At 69.7% G+C, this 15,615-nt stretch carries 14 protein-coding genes; 9 read left to right on the plus strand and 5 right to left on the minus strand.

Going from position 1 to position 15,615, the window contains the following annotated elements; genetic code table 11:
- The 3 genes from JF886_RS03845 to JF886_RS03855 form a co-directional block, all read left to right on the plus strand.
- Positions 1-658 (plus strand): SelB domain-containing protein (locus JF886_RS03845; protein WP_337309791.1); only part of this gene is annotated, 658 nt, incomplete at its 5' end.
- A 46-nt stretch (positions 659-704) separates the two neighbouring features.
- On the plus strand, positions 705-1,991 hold the full coding sequence (locus JF886_RS03850) for a putative sulfate/molybdate transporter (protein ID WP_337309793.1): 1,287 nt from the start codon (positions 705-707) through the stop codon (positions 1,989-1,991).
- On the plus strand, positions 1,988-2,272 hold the full coding sequence (locus tag JF886_RS03855; protein ID WP_337309794.1) for a DUF6457 domain-containing protein: 285 nt from the start codon (positions 1,988-1,990) through the stop codon (positions 2,270-2,272). Before JF886_RS03850 ends, JF886_RS03855 begins: the two co-directional genes overlap by 4 nt.
- Here JF886_RS03855 and mobA read toward each other — a convergent pair.
- A complete protein-coding gene (mobA, locus tag JF886_RS03860) occupies positions 2,238-2,864 on the minus strand; it encodes a molybdenum cofactor guanylyltransferase (RefSeq protein ID WP_337309796.1) in 627 nt (208 codons plus the stop codon). The two genes, JF886_RS03855 and mobA, sit on opposite strands and share 35 nt — an antisense overlap.
- Positions 2,865-2,881: 17 nt before the next feature.
- On the opposite strand from mobA, the gene JF886_RS03865 reads away from it, so the two are divergent.
- From JF886_RS03865 to JF886_RS03890, 6 genes are read left to right on the plus strand one after another with little or no spacing between them, the layout of a single operon-like run.
- Entirely contained in the window at positions 2,882-4,114 is a 1,233-nt protein-coding gene (locus tag JF886_RS03865) for a molybdopterin molybdotransferase MoeA (protein ID WP_337309798.1), read from the plus strand.
- Positions 4,111-5,157, plus strand: a complete 1,047-nt coding sequence (gene moaA, locus JF886_RS03870; protein ID WP_337309800.1) for a GTP 3',8-cyclase MoaA — start codon at positions 4,111-4,113, stop codon at positions 5,155-5,157. The genes JF886_RS03865 and moaA overlap by 4 nt, the downstream gene beginning before the upstream one ends.
- Positions 5,154-5,888 carry a molybdenum cofactor biosynthesis protein gene (locus JF886_RS03875; RefSeq protein WP_337309802.1) on the plus strand — a complete coding sequence of 245 codons (735 nt, stop codon included), beginning with the start codon at positions 5,154-5,156 and terminating at the stop codon, positions 5,886-5,888. The genes moaA and JF886_RS03875 overlap by 4 nt, the downstream gene beginning before the upstream one ends.
- Entirely contained in the window at positions 5,881-6,372 is a 492-nt protein-coding gene (gene moaC / locus JF886_RS03880; protein WP_337309804.1) for a cyclic pyranopterin monophosphate synthase MoaC, read from the plus strand. The genes JF886_RS03875 and moaC overlap by 8 nt, the downstream gene beginning before the upstream one ends.
- Positions 6,365-6,844 (plus strand): MogA/MoaB family molybdenum cofactor biosynthesis protein, encoded by a 480-nt coding sequence (locus JF886_RS03885; RefSeq protein WP_337309806.1) that lies wholly within the window; start codon positions 6,365-6,367, stop codon positions 6,842-6,844. Before moaC ends, JF886_RS03885 begins: the two co-directional genes overlap by 8 nt.
- On the plus strand, positions 6,841-7,620 hold the full coding sequence (locus JF886_RS03890) for an MOSC domain-containing protein (RefSeq protein ID WP_337309808.1): 780 nt from the start codon (positions 6,841-6,843) through the stop codon (positions 7,618-7,620). Before JF886_RS03885 ends, JF886_RS03890 begins: the two co-directional genes overlap by 4 nt.
- 264 nt (positions 7,621-7,884) lie before the next feature.
- Here JF886_RS03890 and JF886_RS03895 read toward each other — a convergent pair whose 3' ends face one another.
- The 4 genes from JF886_RS03895 to fdh all read right to left on the minus strand — a co-directional run bounded on the left by JF886_RS03895 (position 7,885) and on the right by fdh (position 14,528).
- Positions 7,885-9,189 carry an L-lactate MFS transporter gene (locus tag JF886_RS03895; RefSeq protein WP_337309810.1) on the minus strand — a complete coding sequence of 435 codons (1,305 nt, stop codon included), beginning with the start codon at positions 9,187-9,189 and terminating at the stop codon, positions 7,885-7,887.
- A 46-nt stretch (positions 9,190-9,235) separates the two neighbouring features.
- Entirely contained in the window at positions 9,236-10,174 is a 939-nt protein-coding gene (gene nrfD / locus JF886_RS03900; RefSeq protein ID WP_337309811.1) for an NrfD/PsrC family molybdoenzyme membrane anchor subunit, read from the minus strand.
- 146 nt (positions 10,175-10,320) lie between these two features.
- Complete coding sequence (locus tag JF886_RS03905) at positions 10,321-11,235, minus strand: 4Fe-4S dicluster domain-containing protein (RefSeq protein ID WP_337309812.1); 915 nt, start codon at positions 11,233-11,235, stop codon at positions 10,321-10,323.
- Positions 11,232-14,528: a formate dehydrogenase gene (gene fdh, locus JF886_RS03910; RefSeq protein ID WP_502711388.1), complete on the minus strand. Its 3,297-nt coding sequence runs from the start codon at positions 14,526-14,528 to the stop codon at positions 11,232-11,234. The genes JF886_RS03905 and fdh overlap by 4 nt, the downstream gene beginning before the upstream one ends.
- Positions 14,529-15,615: the final 1,087 nt, after the last annotated feature.

Genomic DNA, 15,615 nt, shown 5'->3' on the forward strand with positions numbered 1-15,615 from the left:
GCTCGGCGAGCTGGGCGTGCCGGTTGCCGACCCCCTGCCCGACTGCGCCGTCGCCGCCGCCGGCTGGATCGTCGACCGCGCAGTGTGGAACCACTGGGGCCAGCGGCTGGCTGCCGCCGTCGACACGCGGCCGGCAGGGGGCCTCCTGGATGCCGGCGTCAGCCGCGCGGAGTTGGTCCGGGCCCTGGCTCTACCCGACGAGCATCTGCTGCCGGAGCTGCTCGCGACGCAGCCGAGCCTCGAGGAGGATCGCGGCCGCGTCAGGCGCCGCGGCACCGCCACTGCCCTGCGTCCCGACGTCGCCGCCGCCGTCGCACGGCTGGCGGCGTCCCTGCGCGAGCAGCCGTTCAGCGCTCCGGACCAGACAGGGCTCGCGGCGCTGGGGCTCAGCCGCCGCGAGCTGGGCGCTGCGGCGGCCGCCGGTGCGATCCTGCGGCTGCCGGGCGACGTCATCCTCCTGCCCGATGCCCCGCACGAGGCTGCGCTGCTCCTGCGCGGCCTACCCCAGCCGTTCACACTGTCAGCCGCGCGCCAGGCGCTCGGCACCACCAGGCGCGTGGCGGTGCCGCTGCTCGAGCACCTCGACTCGCTCCGCGTCACACAGCGGATCGACCAGGACATGCGCCGGCTGCGCGGCGCCACCCCGCCGAGCGTGTAGGGGCTGCAGCTGCAGTGGACGAGTGCGCGGACCGAGAATGGCGTGCATGGACACGCTGGCCGTGCCGCGCGCACTGCCCGAAGGTGCGACAGCTGACCGTCGCGCAGGTGGCGGGAGATCGGCAGCCCTCGCCCGCGACGTCGGCGGCGGCTTCGGCGACTCGGCCCTGCTTATCCCGCTCGCGATCGCGCTGATCACCGTCAACCACCTCAACGCCACCGCCGTCTTCGCCGGCGCCGGGGTGCTCTACGTGGCGACCGGAGTGTGGCACCGGCTGCCGATCCCCGTGCAGCCTTTGAAGGCGGTGAGCGCGATCGCCATCGGCGTCGGTCTCGGCGCGTCCGGGATCGCCGCCGCCGGCCTGCTCATCGGCGCTCTCTTCCTCGCTCTCTCGCTCACCGGCATCGCCGACAGGCTCCGCCCCGTTTTCACGCCTGCTGTGGTGCGTGGCATCCAGCTTGCGGTCGGCATCCTGCTGGTGAGGACTGCGTGGGAATTGATGACCCGCCATCACCAGTTCGTCTTCAGCCTCGCCGGCGGCCTCGAGGGGCCCCTACTGGGGGTGGCGATAGCCCTGCTGGTCGCGGCGGCAGCATGGCGGCGGCTGCCGGGCATCCCGCTGCTGGTGCTCGGCGGAGGACTGCTCCTTGGCGTTGTCGCCGGCCACCACCGCGTGAGCGGTCTCGCCCTCGGCCCCCAGCCGCTGTCCCTGGCGCTACCGAGTGGGGCGGTTTTTCTCACCGCGCTCTGGACGCTGGCGGTGCCCCAGCTCGCGCTGTCGCTCGGCAACAGCCTGATGGCGACGTCGTCAGCATCGGTCTCGTACTTCGGCGACCGCGGCCGCCGCGTCACCCCGGGCCGGCTGGCACTGTCGATGGGGCTGGCGAACCTCGTGGTGTCACCGCTCGGTGGGATGCCGATGTGCCACGGTGCCGGAGGGCTCACCGCGCACGTCCGCATGGGCGCGCGAAGCGGCGTCGCGACGGCGACGTACGGCGTCGTGCTCATCACACTGGCGGTGGTGGTCGGCGCCGGCGCCCCGACTGTGCTGGCATTCCTGCCGGCAGCCGTGCTGGCGGGCCTGCTGCTCTACGTCGGGGTGATGCACGCAACCCTGATCGGTGAGCTGCGCAGCCACGTCGACGTCGCCGTTGCGCTGGTCATCGGGGCTGTTTCGGCCATTACCGGCAACATCACCATCGGCGTGGGGGTGGGGCTGGTGTGCGTTGCGGCGCTGGCACTGCGCAGCCGCGTGTCGCACTGGGCCACCGCGACGGCATCGCCGGTGCACGCGGAGCCGCCGGTGCACGCCGTCGAGTCGCCGCGGCCATGACGGATCCCACCGAGTGGGTCGCGCAGTTCGTCGCGGAGCTCGCGGCGGGCGGCGACGATGCCGTGAGCGTCGGCGCTGTTGACGCCTCGACGGTGGGGGCGCTGCTGCGCATCGCCCGCGAGGTGGCGCACGGCAGCGAGCGGTTCAACGCGCCGCTGAGCACCTACGTCGCGGGACGGTACGTGGCCGCACGGGTGGCCGCGGGCGCCGACGAGGCAACGGCGATCGCCGAGGTCGAGGAGACCATCAGGCGGATGCTGGCGGCGCCTCCCGCAGGGTGAGGAGGTCATCGCTGGTGTTGAGGTTGACGGCGAAGCGGGACGCGCGCTCGTTCCCGAACACTGCGGCGACGTCGACCATCCGCACCCGCAGGTGCTCCAGCACGGCGCGCAGCCGCAGCCGGCCGTCGCGCAGCGCCTCCTCCATGGCGGGCAGGGCAGAGCGCGCGTACACGGCGTGCAGCGGCTCCAACCCGCTGGGGCTCAGCGGCACGAGCGCGTCCTCGTCCGTGCACCAGGTGTCGGCGATGCGGGCGAGTAACTCGGTGTCCAGCCATGGCATGTCGACGGCGACGACGGCGGTGAGCGCATGTGGTGACGCGCGCAGCCCGGCGACGATCCCGGCGAGCGGGCCGCAGTCGCCGGCGGCGTCCGTTATCCCGCGGCAGCCGCGTACCGTCAGCGGCCTAGCACCGCATGCCAGCAGCACGGGATCTGCGACCGAACCCAGGCGGCGTGCGGCGCGGTCCACGAGGCGCTCGCCCTCGACGACGAGCAGCGCTTTGTCGGACCCCATCCGCCGGCTGCGGCCTCCGCACAGCACGAGGCCCGCCAACGGTGGCGCCCCCGCCGGGACGTCGCCCACGCGCATCATGGTCTGATGATGGCGCCATGGTGAGCCTCGCCCGTCCACCGGCCGCAGCGGTTAGCGTCGAGGATGCCCGCGGCACGCTGCTGGAGGGCCTGCGCCGGCTGCCCGGCCAGGACGTTGCGCTGAGCGCCGCACTCGGCCGGGTCCTCGCCCGCGACGTGTGCGCGCGGACCGACCTGCCGGGCACCGACAACTCGGCGATGGACGGCTACGCGGTGGTTTCCGCGGAGATCGCCGGCGCGACCGCTGCCGCCCCCGTGCGGCTGGCGCTGGGGGCGGAGAGCCGAGCCGGCCACCGAGCTCCGGACCACCGCTCGGGCACCGCCACCCTCATCGCCACCGGCGCGCCGATCCCGCGCGGCGCCGATGCCGTCGTCCCCCTCGAGCAGACGGAACGCGGGGGCCACGACGTGCTTTTTGCCGCCGGTGCACCGCCCGGCCGCCACATCCGCCGGCGCGGCGAGGATGTGGCCGCCGGCACCGTTGTCATGGCGGCAGGCCGGCGGCTGCGCAGCGTTGACGTCGGCGTGTGCGCCGCGGCGGGGATGGCGCTGGTCCACGTGGCCCGGCGGCCGCGGGTGGCCCTGCTCAGCAGCGGGGATGAGCTCGTCGAGCCCGGCACGGTGCCGCAGCCGCACCAGGTCACCGACGTCAACACAGCGATGCTGTCGGCGGCCGTGGAGGAGGCGGGCGGCGTGCCCGTGGCGATTGGCGTGGTGGGCGACGACCGCGCGGCGGTGGCGCGCGCGCTGGAGAGCGCCCGCGACGCTGCCGACCTCGTCGTCAGCAGCGCCGGGGTCAGCATGGGCGGCCACGACCACGTCCGCGACTGCGTGGCCGAGCTCGGCTCCGTTAGCCTCTGGACGGTGGCGATGCGTCCCGGGAAGCCGCTTGTCATCGGCCGCGTCGGCGACACGCCGTTCGTTGGCCTGCCAGGCAACCCGGTGAGCAGCGCGGTGACCTTCCTGCTCTTCGCCCGCGCCGCGATCCTGGCACTGCAGGGCGCCTCGCGGCTGCTGCCGCCGGCGCTGCCGGTCGTGCTCGGCGAGGCGTTCGAGAAGCCCGCTCACCTCGAGACGTACCTGCGAGTGCGCCTCGAGCGCGACGAGGGCGGCCTCGTCGCGCGCTCGAGCGGCGGCCAGGGGTCGGCGATGATGCACGGGCTGGGCACCGCCGACGCCCTGCTGGTCCTGCCTGGCGGCCGTAGCGTTTTCCCCGCCGGTGCCCCGGCTACGGCGCTGCAGCTGCCATGACCACAGCGCGCGTTCCGACAGCTGCGCCGGCGACGAGTCAGGCGGCGGTTCGAGACGTGTACGCGCGGGCGCTGCGCGACGTGCGCATCTCGGTCACCGATCGCTGCAACTTCCGCTGCACCTACTGCATGCCGCGTGCCTCGTTCGGTCCAGGTCACCGTTTCCTGGGGCGAGAGCAGAAGCTGACTGCGGCCGAGATAGTCCGCCTTGGGGCGCTGCTCGTGCACCTGGGCGTGCGCAAGATCCGACTCACCGGCGGAGAGCCGTTGCTGCGCAGTGACCTCGACGAGATCGTCCGCGGGCTCGCGGCGACGAGTGTCGCCGACCTGGCGCTCACAACCAACGGGAGCCTGCTCGAGCGCTGGGCGGCGCGGCTGCGCCAGGCCGGCCTGCACCGCGTCACCGTCAGCCTCGACACCCTGGACCCCGCGGTGCACGCGCGGATGAGCGACAGCGGCGTGAGCATCGAGACGGTGCTGGGGGGAATCCGGGCGGCGACGGACGCCGGGTTCGCGCCCATCAAGCTCAACGCTGTGATCCGGCGAGGGGTCAACGACGACTCGGTCGAGCCGCTCGTGGATTTCGCCCGGGCGCACCTCCACACGTTGCGCTTCATCGAGTACATGGACGTCGGCGAGAGCAACGACTGGTCGCGCGCGGACGTCGTGCCCGCCGCAGAGATCGTCGCTCGCGTGTCGGCGCGGTATCCGCTGCAACCGCCGGCACGGGACGATCCCGCCGACGTCGCGCAGACCTACCGCTTCGCTGACGGCGCGGGCGAGGTTGGCATCATCGCGTCGGTGACGCAGCCCTTCTGTGGAGCGTGCACTCGCCTGCGGGTGAGCGCGGACGGCCGGCTACACACGTGCCTGTTCGCCAGCGCCGGAACGGACATCCGCTCCGCGCTCCGCAGCGGGGACGACGGCGAACTGGAACGGGTTCTCCGCGAGACGTGGACGGCTCGTACCGACCGCTACTCGGAGCAGCGCGGCGAGCACATCCCGGCGCTGCGTCGCGTCGAGATGTCGTACCTCGGCGGATGAGCGAACCACTGCGAGCGCCCGCCCCCCCGTTGCCGACACTGGACAGCGCCATCCGCGTGCTCCTCTTCGGCTCACTTCGGGAGCAGATGGGGATGGAGGTGCTCGTCCCGCTGGCGGGCGGGACGGTGAGCGACGTCTGGGAGTCCGTGACCGCACGGTGTGCTGGCAGCCGGCCCAGCCGCGCCGGGCTGCGCTGCGCACGCAACCTCGAGTACTGCTCCTGGGACGACGTCGTGCAGCCCGGCGACGAGCTGGCGTTCATGCCGCCGGTCTGTGGCGGTTCGACGGATCACGACGGCATCACCGTGGCGCTGACCGGCGCTCCGATCGACGCCGGAGCGCTGCTGAAGGGCACGGGCGGCGACGAGGATGGTGCGGTCGCATGCTTTGTCGGCAGGGTGCGCAACCACAGCAACGGCGCAGTCATCCACGCCCTCGACTACGAGGCGTACGCGCCGATGGCGCTTTCCATGATGCGCACCATCGCGCGCGACGCCCGCGCCCGCCATGGCCTTTCGACCATCGTCCTCGTGCACCGGGTTGGGGCGCTGGCGGTCGGCGCCGTCGCCGTCGTCGTCGTCGCGTCCTCGGCGCACCGCGCCGCGGCACTCGACGCGTGCAGTGAGGTCGTCGAGGCCGTGAAAGCGGACGTGCCCATCTGGAAGCGCGAGCATACAGCGGCCGGGGCCCGCTGGGTCGACGCCCGCTCTGCGGTCGGCACCCATGTCTGAGCTCAGTCACGTCGCTCCCGACGGCAGCCTGCGCATGGTCGACGTCGGGGCGAAGGCGCTGAGCTCCCGCTCTGCGACTGCCGAGGCGGCGGTGCGCTTTCACGATCCCTCGACGGTCGGCGTGGTGCGCGGCGGTGCGGGCGCGAAGGGTGACGTGCTGACCACCGCGAGACTGGCCGGCATCATGGCCGCCAAGCGCACGGCGGAGCTGATCCCCCTGTGCCACCCGATCCCGCTCGACCATGTGGCCATCGACATCGAGCTCGACGACTCGCTGCCCGGTGTGCGGATCACCGCGACCACGCGGTGCCGCGCCGCGACGGGCGTGGAGATGGAGGCGCTCACCGCCGCGTCGGTGGCCGCGCTGACCGTCATCGACATGCTGAAGTCGGTCGACCGCTGGATGACTGTCGAGAACCTGCGGCTGCGCGAGAAGAGCGGTGGCCGCCATGGGCGGCTGACCCGCCCCATCGAGAGTGGCTGACGTCGCACGCTGCGCGGTCATCACGGTGAGCACGAGCCGGGCCGCAGGCGCTGACGCCGGCGACGCCAGCGGTGACCTCGTCGCATCGCGGCTCGAGAGCCTGCCCGGACGCATTGTCCACCGCGCACTCGTGCGCGACGACATCGACGCCATCCGCGCGGCTGTCGGCGATGTGGATGCGGACCTCGTGGTGCTCACCGGCGGGACAGGAATCGCTCCCTCCGACGTCACACCCGAGGCGGTGCTGCCGCTCCTGCAGCGCGAGCTTCCCGGCATGGCGGAGGCGATGCGCGCGGCGGGACTGGCGAAGACACCGCACGCGATGCTGTCGCGCCAGTTCGCGGGCGTGATGGGCAGCACGCTCCTCCTCGCCCTGCCGGGCAGCACCGCCGCCTGCGCCGACTGCCTCGACGCGGTGTGGCCGGCCCTGCCGCACGCGCTGGCAATGCTCCGCGAAGGGACCGGACGATGAGCGGGACCGTGGCCTGGCTGTGCGTCGCACCCGTCAAGGGCATGCGACTCCAGGAGGTCGACGAGCTGCGGCTCGAGGAGCACGGGGCGCACAACGATCGTCGCTTCGTGATCACCGACGAGAGCGCGCACCTCATCAATGGCAAGCACCTCGGTGCGCTGATGCAGCTCGTCGCCATGTGCGACGACACCGCCGCGACGCTGACCGTCCAGTTTCCCGACGGGACCACGGTGACTGACCGTGTGGCGCTGGGTGAGACGCAGACGATGACAGCGTACGGATGCCCCCGAGCTGTCCGACCCGTGATGGGCCCGTGGTCCGCGGCGCTCTCGCGCTGGGCCGGACGTGAGCTGCGCGTCATGCAGCCTGTGGATCCCGGTGACGGAATCGATCGACGCCGGCGCGGTGGGGTGACGCTGCTGTCGGTGGCGTCAGTGGACTGGCTCGCCGAGGCCGCGGCCGTCGACGACGTTGACGCGCGCCGCTTTCGCATGACGATCGGCGTGGCCGGCGTCGACGCGTTCGCTGAGGAGCGCTGGCTCGGCCGGACTGTCGGCGTCGGGGGCGCGTCGGTGCGGGTCGGCGGCAACGTCGGGCGCTGCGCTGTGACCACCGAAAATCCTCAGACTGGCGTTGCCGACCTGCAGACCCTGCACGTCCTCGCCCGGTTGCGCGGAGAGGTCGACGCCTCCGAGCCGCTGCCGTTCGGGGTGTGGGGGGAGGTTGCTGTGCCGGGCGTTGTGCGAGTGGGTGACGAGGTCGGCGCGGGAGACTGAGGCAGCCCGCGCAGGCTGCGGCTCAAGGCTGTGTGCATGGCAACCCTCAGTTGCGACGGGAGCGCATTGCGAGCGGTCAGGCCGCCCTTGGCCTCGTGCAGGACGAAAGGATGTCTTCCAGCTCAAAGAACCCTGCTGCCGCAGTCCCGCAAAGAGATCGTTGTCGGTGCGGCCGCGCATGCGCGCTGGTCTCGGGCATCAGGTCGAGCCCTATGCGGTCGCGGGCCGTGAACGAACTGTAGTACAGGCCTTCAAACTCCATCGCTAGGTCGTTCCGCCCGCCACCTCACCGAGGTAGCCTTCGGAGACGGTCTGCCGCTTGCGCGGGATCTTGGTGATCAGCGGCAGGATCATCGACACCAGGGCGATGATCGCGATGGTGGTGTAGGCGGTGCCGTAGCTCTTGTGAGTGCCGATCAACGTGGCCACGATCTGCGGTCCGATGATGCCGCCCAGACTCCAGCCAACAATCATCAGGCCGTAGATCGCGCCGGCGTTGCGCACCCCGAAGAAGTCACCGGCGGTTGCCGGCATGGTGCCGAAACCACCTCCGTAGCAGAGGTAGATCACCGCACCGAGGATGAAGAAGGCGACGGGATTGTGGGCAAGGGGCAAGAGCAGGAAGCAGACTCCCTGCAGGCCGAGCATGGCGAGGAAGGCGATCATCCGGCCGGTCACGTCTGAAAACGCCGCCCAGATAATGCGGCCGCCGCCGTTGAAGAGCGCCCAGACACCGACCACGCTGGCCGCCGCTGTCGCGCTGTACCCGGCGATGTCGGTCGCGCTCCCGGCGGCCTGTGAGATCAGCGAGATCCCCGCGGTGACGTTGAGGGTGAGGATCGCAGTCAGCAGGTACCACTGCGGGGTGCGTAAGGACTCGGTCTGTGTGTAGTCCTTGCCGCTGTCGACGACACGTCCGGCCATCGCCGGGGTGTAGCCGGGGACGCGATAGCCCTGCGGAGGGTTGCGGAAGAAGGACGCCCCGGTCAGCGACAGCACCAGGTAGCCGACGCCCAGCGGCAGGAATGCCTTGGTAGGTACGTCCTTGTTGCTGTTGATGAATGCCTGCGCGATTGGAGACGTGAGCACGGCGCCGAAGCCGAAACCCCCGACTGCGAGCCCGGTGATCAGGCCCCGTCTGTCTGGGAACCACTTCTGGAGCATGGCGATGGGAACGATATAGGCCAGACCAAGCCCAAAGCCGCTGATGACGCCGTAGGTCGCCACGAGCAACGGGAGTTGGTCATGCGACTGCGCGAAGGAGGCCAGGATGACGCCGATCCCGTAGATGACACCGCCGGTGAGCGCCACCGTCCGGGGTCCGCGCTTGTCCTGGATACGGCCGCCAATGAAGGTGCCGATGAAGATCATCCCGATGGTGACCTCGAAGGGCAGGGCGGCCTCGACCTTGGTGAGATGGAAGACATGCGACTTCTGGAGTGCCGTGGCGAACACACTCCACGCATAGACGGCGCCGATGGAGAACTGGAGGAGGAGCGCGGCCGCGACCAACCCCCATCGTGCATTGATCATGCCATGGGATGTCTTGGCTGGCTGCGATTCGCTCATTCGGGTGCTCCTTTCTGCCGTGCCGGTCCAGTCAGATGAGACATCTTCATGCGCTGACATGTGAGCGGCGCGCGAGCCGCTCGCGCTGCGGGACCACCGTATACCTGGGATCGCGGGCAGACTCTTGGCCCGCTTCGAAGATCGCGAAGCGGACGCAGGCCGACCCCGCCAGTAAGGCGACCCCCGACAGCCGGGCCAGCGCCCGACTGCGCCCGGCAAGCAGGACGGCCCCCAACGTTCCGCCGACGCTGAGGGCACGACTGGCGCGCAGCAGACCTCCCGCCCGTCCGCTGTGCAACGGCTCTGCGGTGATGCCCATGCTGCCCTCCATCTTGCGCTCCATGGCGAGCTCGAGCATGGCGCCTCCCACGGCCAGCCGACGTGCCGGACCCGCCTGCTCGACCGGAGCGCCCAGCATTCCCAGGCCGCCTGCGGCCGCCGCTGCCGAGCCGACGAACACGAAGGGCAGCTCACGGTGGCCCTCGTGCCATGACGGCGTGGCGGTATCGGACAGGAGCACTCCGGTATACGAGGCCAGGGCGGGGGCCAGGGCGGCGGCGACCAGACCGGCTGGGCGCGCCCCCAGACCGAGAAGACGGTCGAGCGCGGCCGGTCGGCGGGGCAGGAGCGCTGCCAGCTCGGCCGCACCGGCGAGGCCGGCCATCGGAGCGTAGGCGGTGAGTATCCAGGTGCCCATGGACATCGGCGAGGTCGGCTTTGCGACCCGGAGCATGTTGATGAAGCGGCTGGGTTTGCCGAGGTCGTGCACCAGCGCCGCCAAGCTCGCACCCGCGCTGAGCATCGCGCCGATGCGCCCGATACGGCGCAGGTCGGGGCGGTTGCTGAGGTCGGCCCCGGCGGCCAACAGGGACGATCCCGCCGCCAGGCCCCCCAGGAAGAGGTAGGCGGGGATGTCGTTCTCCCACGGCGATGGTTTGACCACCGGGCGTCCGTAGTACGAAGTGAAGGCCGCCTCCGGCACCATCAGCTGTTCGCCACCGCGGGCGCCACGGCCTCGGTTCCGGCCTGCTCCAGCTGTCTTTCGGCCGCGATCGTCGCCCCGTGCCTCGGTGGCAGGTCCGGGCGTGGAGCCGGCTCCTGCTTCAGCGCGCGGCCCAAGCGAGACGAGGCTCATGAGCGGGCTCGGGCGAAGGCCGCGGCGGCGCCGGCGAGCAGGGTCCCGCCAGCGAACGCCGCCGTTCTCCACATCGTGGGCAGGTCCCTGGTGGTGACGACCGGGTCGGGCGGCAGGCCGTAGACCTCGGGTTCATCGAGGAGAAGGAAGAAGGCACCCGCACCGCCGATTCCGTCGTTGGCGTCGGCGCCGTAGAGGCGAGCGTCGGTTACCCCGGTGCCGTGCAGTTCCTCCACCCGATGCTGAGCCCGAACCCGCAGCTCATCGAGGTCGCCGAACTGGATCGACTGGGTCGGGCACGCCTGGGCGCACGCCGGCATCATGCCCTCGCCGAGCCGGTCGTAGCAGAGCGTGCATTTCTGGGCGATACCGATGTTCCGGGCATCAGCGGGGCCCTCGCGGCGTTCGATCACCCCGAACGGGCAGGCGGCCACGCAGTAGCCGCAGCCATTACACACGTCGTCTTGAATCACGACAGTCCCGAACTCGGTGCGCATGAGCGCCCCGGTGGGACACACATCGAGGCAGGCGGCATGGGTGCAGTGCTTGCAAACGTCGGACGACATCAACCAGCGGACGCCGGCATCTCCGATCGAAATGTCGGCCTCACCCGGCTTGGCAGGAACCATCGGGAGCGGCGTAAAACCTCCATTGCCGTTGCTGCGCTTGGGCTGTTCGATGAACGCCACGTGACGCCAGGTGCTGGCTCCCAGCGCGCCCGTGTTGTCGTACGACATGCCGAGGAGATGCAGGCCGTCCTCGGGAATGTCGTTCCACTCCTTGCAGGCCACCTCGCACGCCTTGCACCCGATGCAGATCGAGCTGTCGGTGAAGAAGCCCTTGCGGGCGGGGGCGTCGGCCCAACCGGTGTCGGCGGCGGGGTCGATCGCCGCCGACCAGCCGCCGCTCATGAGGCGTCCTCCGACCTGGTCAGGTGGACGTTGCCGGTCTGGACGGTGATTCCGGCGCGGCGCCTGTAGTCCTCGACGTAGCGAAGCAACGCCGGCCCGGTCGGCCGCCGCCCCGGCTGGATGTCGCACGAGGCCACCTTCGATTCCTGGATGAGGACGTTGGGGTCGAGGGCGACCCCCATCAGGTCATTGGCCGAGTCGCCACTGATGACCGCACCGCCGCCGCCGACCCCCCAGTGGTAGGGCAGGCCGACCTGGTGGATGACGCGTCCGCCGACGTGGAGCGGTACGAGCCTGTCGGTGACCAGCACGCGCGCCTCGACCGCGCTGCGCGCCGTGACGATCGTCGCCCAGCCGAGGTGCTCCAGCCCGCGTTCGCCGGCCAGCTCCGGTGAGATCTCGCAGAAGAATTCCGGCTGCAACTCGGCTAGATAGGGCAGCCAGCGGGACATTCCGCCCGCGGTGTGGTGTTCGGTCAGCCGGAAGGTGGTCACCACGTAGGGGAACACCTCGGAACCGGGCTCGGGCGGCGAGGGGTTCGACAGGTTCTCGGCGCGCGGATACACCTCTCGGGTCGGGTTCGACTGCTGCGCATACAGCGCGTTGCGAAGCGGTGACTCGTGCGGCTCGTAGTGTGTGGGCAGCGGGCCGTCGAGCAGGCCGCTCGGCGCATAGAGCCAGGCCTTGCCGTCGGATTGCATGATGAACGGATCATCACCAGCCAGGCCGTCGGGGCCGCCCACACCAGGCTCGGGCCGGAACGACGGGGCCTTGGTCGCCTGAAAGTCGGGGACGTCGTGGCCTGTCCACTTCCCGGCTTTCTCGTCCCACCAGACATAGGCCTTGCGCTGGCTCCACGGCCGTCCCTCCGGGTCGGCCGAGGCGCGGTTGTAGAGGATGCGGCGGTTCATCGGCCACGCCCAGCCCCACTCCGGCGCCACCCAGGACTGCTCCGATCCCGGCTTGCGCCTGGCGGACTGGTTGACGCCATCGGCGTAGACGCCGGTGTAGATCCAGCAGCCCGCCGCGGTCGAGCCGTCTGCCTTCAGGTCGACGAACGTGCTGAGCATCTGGCCCGCCTTCTCCCCGCTGAGGTGGCGGCCATTGATCTCGCGCAGCACCGCCTCCGCGTCGGGTTCCTCGCCGCTGAGGAGAGGATAGCCCCACTCCAGGTGGCGCAGCGGAGCGTCGCGCTCAAGACCGGATGCCGCGAGTCGCTGGCGCAGCCGCTCGCCGAGGTGGAAGAAGAAGTGCAGCTCGCTGCGGCAGTCGTTGGGCGGCTCGACGGCTTTGTGATGCCACTGCAGCATCCGCTGCGTCTGGGTGAAGGTGCCGTCCTTCTCGGTGTGCGCCGCCGCCGGCAGGACGAACACCTCGGTGCCGATGTCCTCGGTGCGCAGCTCCCCGGTGGCGATTTCGGGGCCGTCCTTCCAAAACGTGGCCGACTCGATGAGGTTGAGGTCGCGCACGACCAGCCACTTGAGGTGAGCCATCCCCAGCCGCTGCAACTTGCCGTTCGCCGACCCCACCGCCGGGTTCTGTCCGAGCAGGAAGTACCCCTCGACCCTGCCGTCGAGCATGTCGATGGTCGTCTGGTAGGTGCCGTGGTCGCCGGTGATCCGCGGCAGCCAGTCGAAGCCGAAGTCGTTGTCCTTGGTCGCCGCGTCACCCCACCAGGCCTTCAGCAGGCTCACGGTGTAGGCGTCGGCAGCCGTCCAGAACCCCTTCTGGCCCTCGCTCTTGATGGAGTCGAGGTAGTCGTCCAGATTGCCGTGGACCCCCGCCCTCGGCATTGGCAAATAGCCGGGGAGGAGGTCGAAGAGGGTCGGGATGTCGGTAGATCCCTGGATGCTCGCGTGCCCACGCAACGCGAGGATGCCTCCCCCCGGCCGGCCCATGTTGCCGAGCAACAGCTGAATGATCGCCGCTCCGCGGATGTACTGCACGCCGACCGAGTGCTGGGTCCACCCCACCGAGTACACCCAAGCCGTGGTGCGCTGGCGTCCGCTGTTGGCGGTGACCGCCTCGCAGACCTTCGCGAACAGGTCAGGAGGAACCCCGCAGACGTGCTCCACCAGCTCAGGCGTGTACCGCGCGTAATGACGCTTGAGGATCTGAAAGACACAATGCGGGTGCTGCAGGGTCTCGTCCCGCTGGACCACGCTGTGTTCGAGGGACGCCCCTCGGGCGCCCAGCTCGTGACCGCCCGCACTCGACTTCTCTGGGTTCGTTCGCTTGCCGCGCACGAGGCGAGATCCAGCCGCCGCAGCCGCCTGCATGCCCTCATATGCCCAGGTGGTGGGGTCGTACGTGGCGGTCTCGGTGTCATAACCGGAAAAGAGGCCGTCGAGCTCGTCTGTGTCTTGAAAATCCTGGCTCACGAGAGTGGCAGCGTTGGTGTAGCTGACCACGTACTCGCGGAAGTACTTCTCGTTGCTCAGGATGTAGTTGACGATTGCGCCAAGGAAGGCGATGTCGCTGCCGGCGCGAAGGGGGACGTACATATCCGCCATCGCCGAGGTTCGCGTAAAGCGCGGGTCGACATGGATGAGAGTGGCGCCGCGAGCCTTGGCTTCCATCACCCACTGGAAGCCGACCGGATGGCACTCGGCCATGTTCGAACCCTGAATGACGATGCAGTCAGAGTTCTGCAGATCCTGCTGGAAGGTCGTGGCTCCGCCGCGTCCGAACGAGGCCCCCAAACTGGGGACGGTGGAGCTGTGTCAAATACGAGCCTGGTTTTCGACCTGCACGACTCCAATCGCCGTGAAGAGTTTCTTGATCAGGTAGTTCTCTTCGTTGTCGAGCGTCGCCCCACCCAGGCTGGCGATCCCCATGGTGCGGTGGAGGGCCTGACCCTTGTCGTCCACGTCCTGCCAGGTCCGCTCGCGGGTGTCGAGGACACGCTCGGCGATCATCTCCATAGCCCGCTCGAGAGGGAGGTCTTCCCAGTCGGTGCCATAGGGACGCCGGTACTTGACGGTCGTCACCCGGTTGGGGTTGTTCACCAGCTGCTCGCTGGCAGATCCCTTGGGGCAGAGCCGGCCGCGCGACACCGGCGAGTCGGGATCTCCCTCGATCTGAACCACCCGCTCACCCTTGACGTAGACACGCTGTCCGCACCCCACCGCGCAGTAGGGGCAAATGCTCTTGACCATTCGGTCGGCGGTCTTCGTCCGCGGGGTGATGGCCGCGGTACGCGCCGAGCGGACGGCAGTACCCCGGCCCATTGGGTCTGCGCTGGTGAGCTGACGAACCACCGGCCAGGAGCGGAATCCGCTGCGCATGCTCACTTCTGCACCTCCCAGCTTGCTCCGACCAGACTATCAGATGGCGGTATGATATTCGCAACGAACGGGCCGCGCCAGCCTCCTGACGGAGCAGGGTCTTGGCCTGTTCCGAGCGGCGCCCGAGGCGATCTGCCATGACCCGGCTCGACCCGCTGGAACCCATCCACCCGCCGGCCGCCGCCGTCACCGCCGCGGACCCGACGTCTGCAAAAAGTCTTCCCGTCCGCTCTGGGCCGCTCATCGGTGGAACCAGGTTTACTGCTGCGCTGCAGGGATGTATGGGATCGTTATTTGAAGGACCCCACCACGGCTGTAGTCGCCCAATCTGGATAGCGCACCACATTTGAAAGGAATCGAGAGTAGCGTGACCCATCGCTCCAAGCGCCACGGCCGTCAGTCTGTAGACTTTGGGGTCGCCTCGAAGGCTGTCGTCTCGGGCCTTCTCGAGTAGCCTGCGACGGCACATCCGGTCGAGGAGCGAAGCGCAGTCTTCGCCCCCGCGGGGATCCTCTACCTCCCCGCCTCGGGGGTATCCCCAGCACACCCACGATCACCAGCACCTCAACCGCAGTTTCGTGCACTTTCACCACAGGCGACTTGACCCGCCGCTAAAACCGAGCGTTGTTTCCCTCCGGATTCGGCGACCGTCAGGCCGCCTCGCACACGGGTCCCGGTTCAGGCTGAGAAGGACACGGCTCCACACGTCGAGCAATGAAGCGTGAGCGCCGCCGGTCACCGTAGCGACCGTCCTACGGGTGGCTGACCCGCAGGTCTGGCACTTACCTCCTCGGCCAGCCCCCTTCCCCGGTCCAGATCCCAGCCACCCGACGATTCCGCATGACTTGCAGCGCCGGACTTCGCCGAACGGCTGGAACGTGAGCTTTCCACAGTTCGGACACCTTTGACCTCTCGCCATCGCTCGATGACTGTACCCGCTCAAGCCGAACCTAAGTGATGTCCCGTAGTGTGGTGTAAATCCGGGTGAGCCCCAGCCTGCCGGCGAGGTAGACAAAGAAGGCCACCGCGGAGTTCTCTTGGAAAGCTTCAACCCAAACCAGGAGACCCACGATGGCCCAGGACAGGATGACAC

Source organism: Candidatus Aeolococcus gillhamiae (assembly GCF_016464765.1).
GTDB lineage: Bacteria > Chloroflexota > Dormibacteria > Aeolococcales > Aeolococcaceae > Aeolococcus > Aeolococcus gillhamiae.

What these genes read in the sequence shown, in the direction of transcription:
- JF886_RS03850 (WP_337309793.1), top strand. Translation starts at nt 705, where the DNA reads ATGGACACGCTGGCCGTGCCGCGCGCACTGCCCGAAGGTGCGACAGCT.
- JF886_RS03855 (WP_337309794.1), top strand. Translation starts at nt 1,988, where the DNA reads ATGACGGATCCCACCGAGTGGGTCGCGCAGTTCGTCGCGGAGCTCGCG.
- mobA (WP_337309796.1), bottom strand. Translation starts at nt 2,864, where the DNA reads ATGATGCGCGTGGGCGACGTCCCGGCGGGGGCGCCACCGTTGGCGGGC.
- JF886_RS03865 (WP_337309798.1), top strand. Translation starts at nt 2,882, where the DNA reads ATGGTGAGCCTCGCCCGTCCACCGGCCGCAGCGGTTAGCGTCGAGGAT.
- moaA (WP_337309800.1), top strand. Translation starts at nt 4,111, where the DNA reads ATGACCACAGCGCGCGTTCCGACAGCTGCGCCGGCGACGAGTCAGGCG.
- JF886_RS03875 (WP_337309802.1), top strand. Translation starts at nt 5,154, where the DNA reads ATGAGCGAACCACTGCGAGCGCCCGCCCCCCCGTTGCCGACACTGGAC.
- moaC (WP_337309804.1), top strand. Translation starts at nt 5,881, where the DNA reads ATGTCTGAGCTCAGTCACGTCGCTCCCGACGGCAGCCTGCGCATGGTC.
- JF886_RS03890 (WP_337309808.1), top strand. Translation starts at nt 6,841, where the DNA reads ATGAGCGGGACCGTGGCCTGGCTGTGCGTCGCACCCGTCAAGGGCATG.
- JF886_RS03895 (WP_337309810.1), bottom strand. Translation starts at nt 9,189, where the DNA reads ATGAGCGAATCGCAGCCAGCCAAGACATCCCATGGCATGATCAATGCA.
- nrfD (WP_337309811.1), bottom strand. Translation starts at nt 10,174, where the DNA reads ATGGTGCCGGAGGCGGCCTTCACTTCGTACTACGGACGCCCGGTGGTC.
- JF886_RS03905 (WP_337309812.1), bottom strand. Translation starts at nt 11,235, where the DNA reads ATGAGCGGCGGCTGGTCGGCGGCGATCGACCCCGCCGCCGACACCGGT.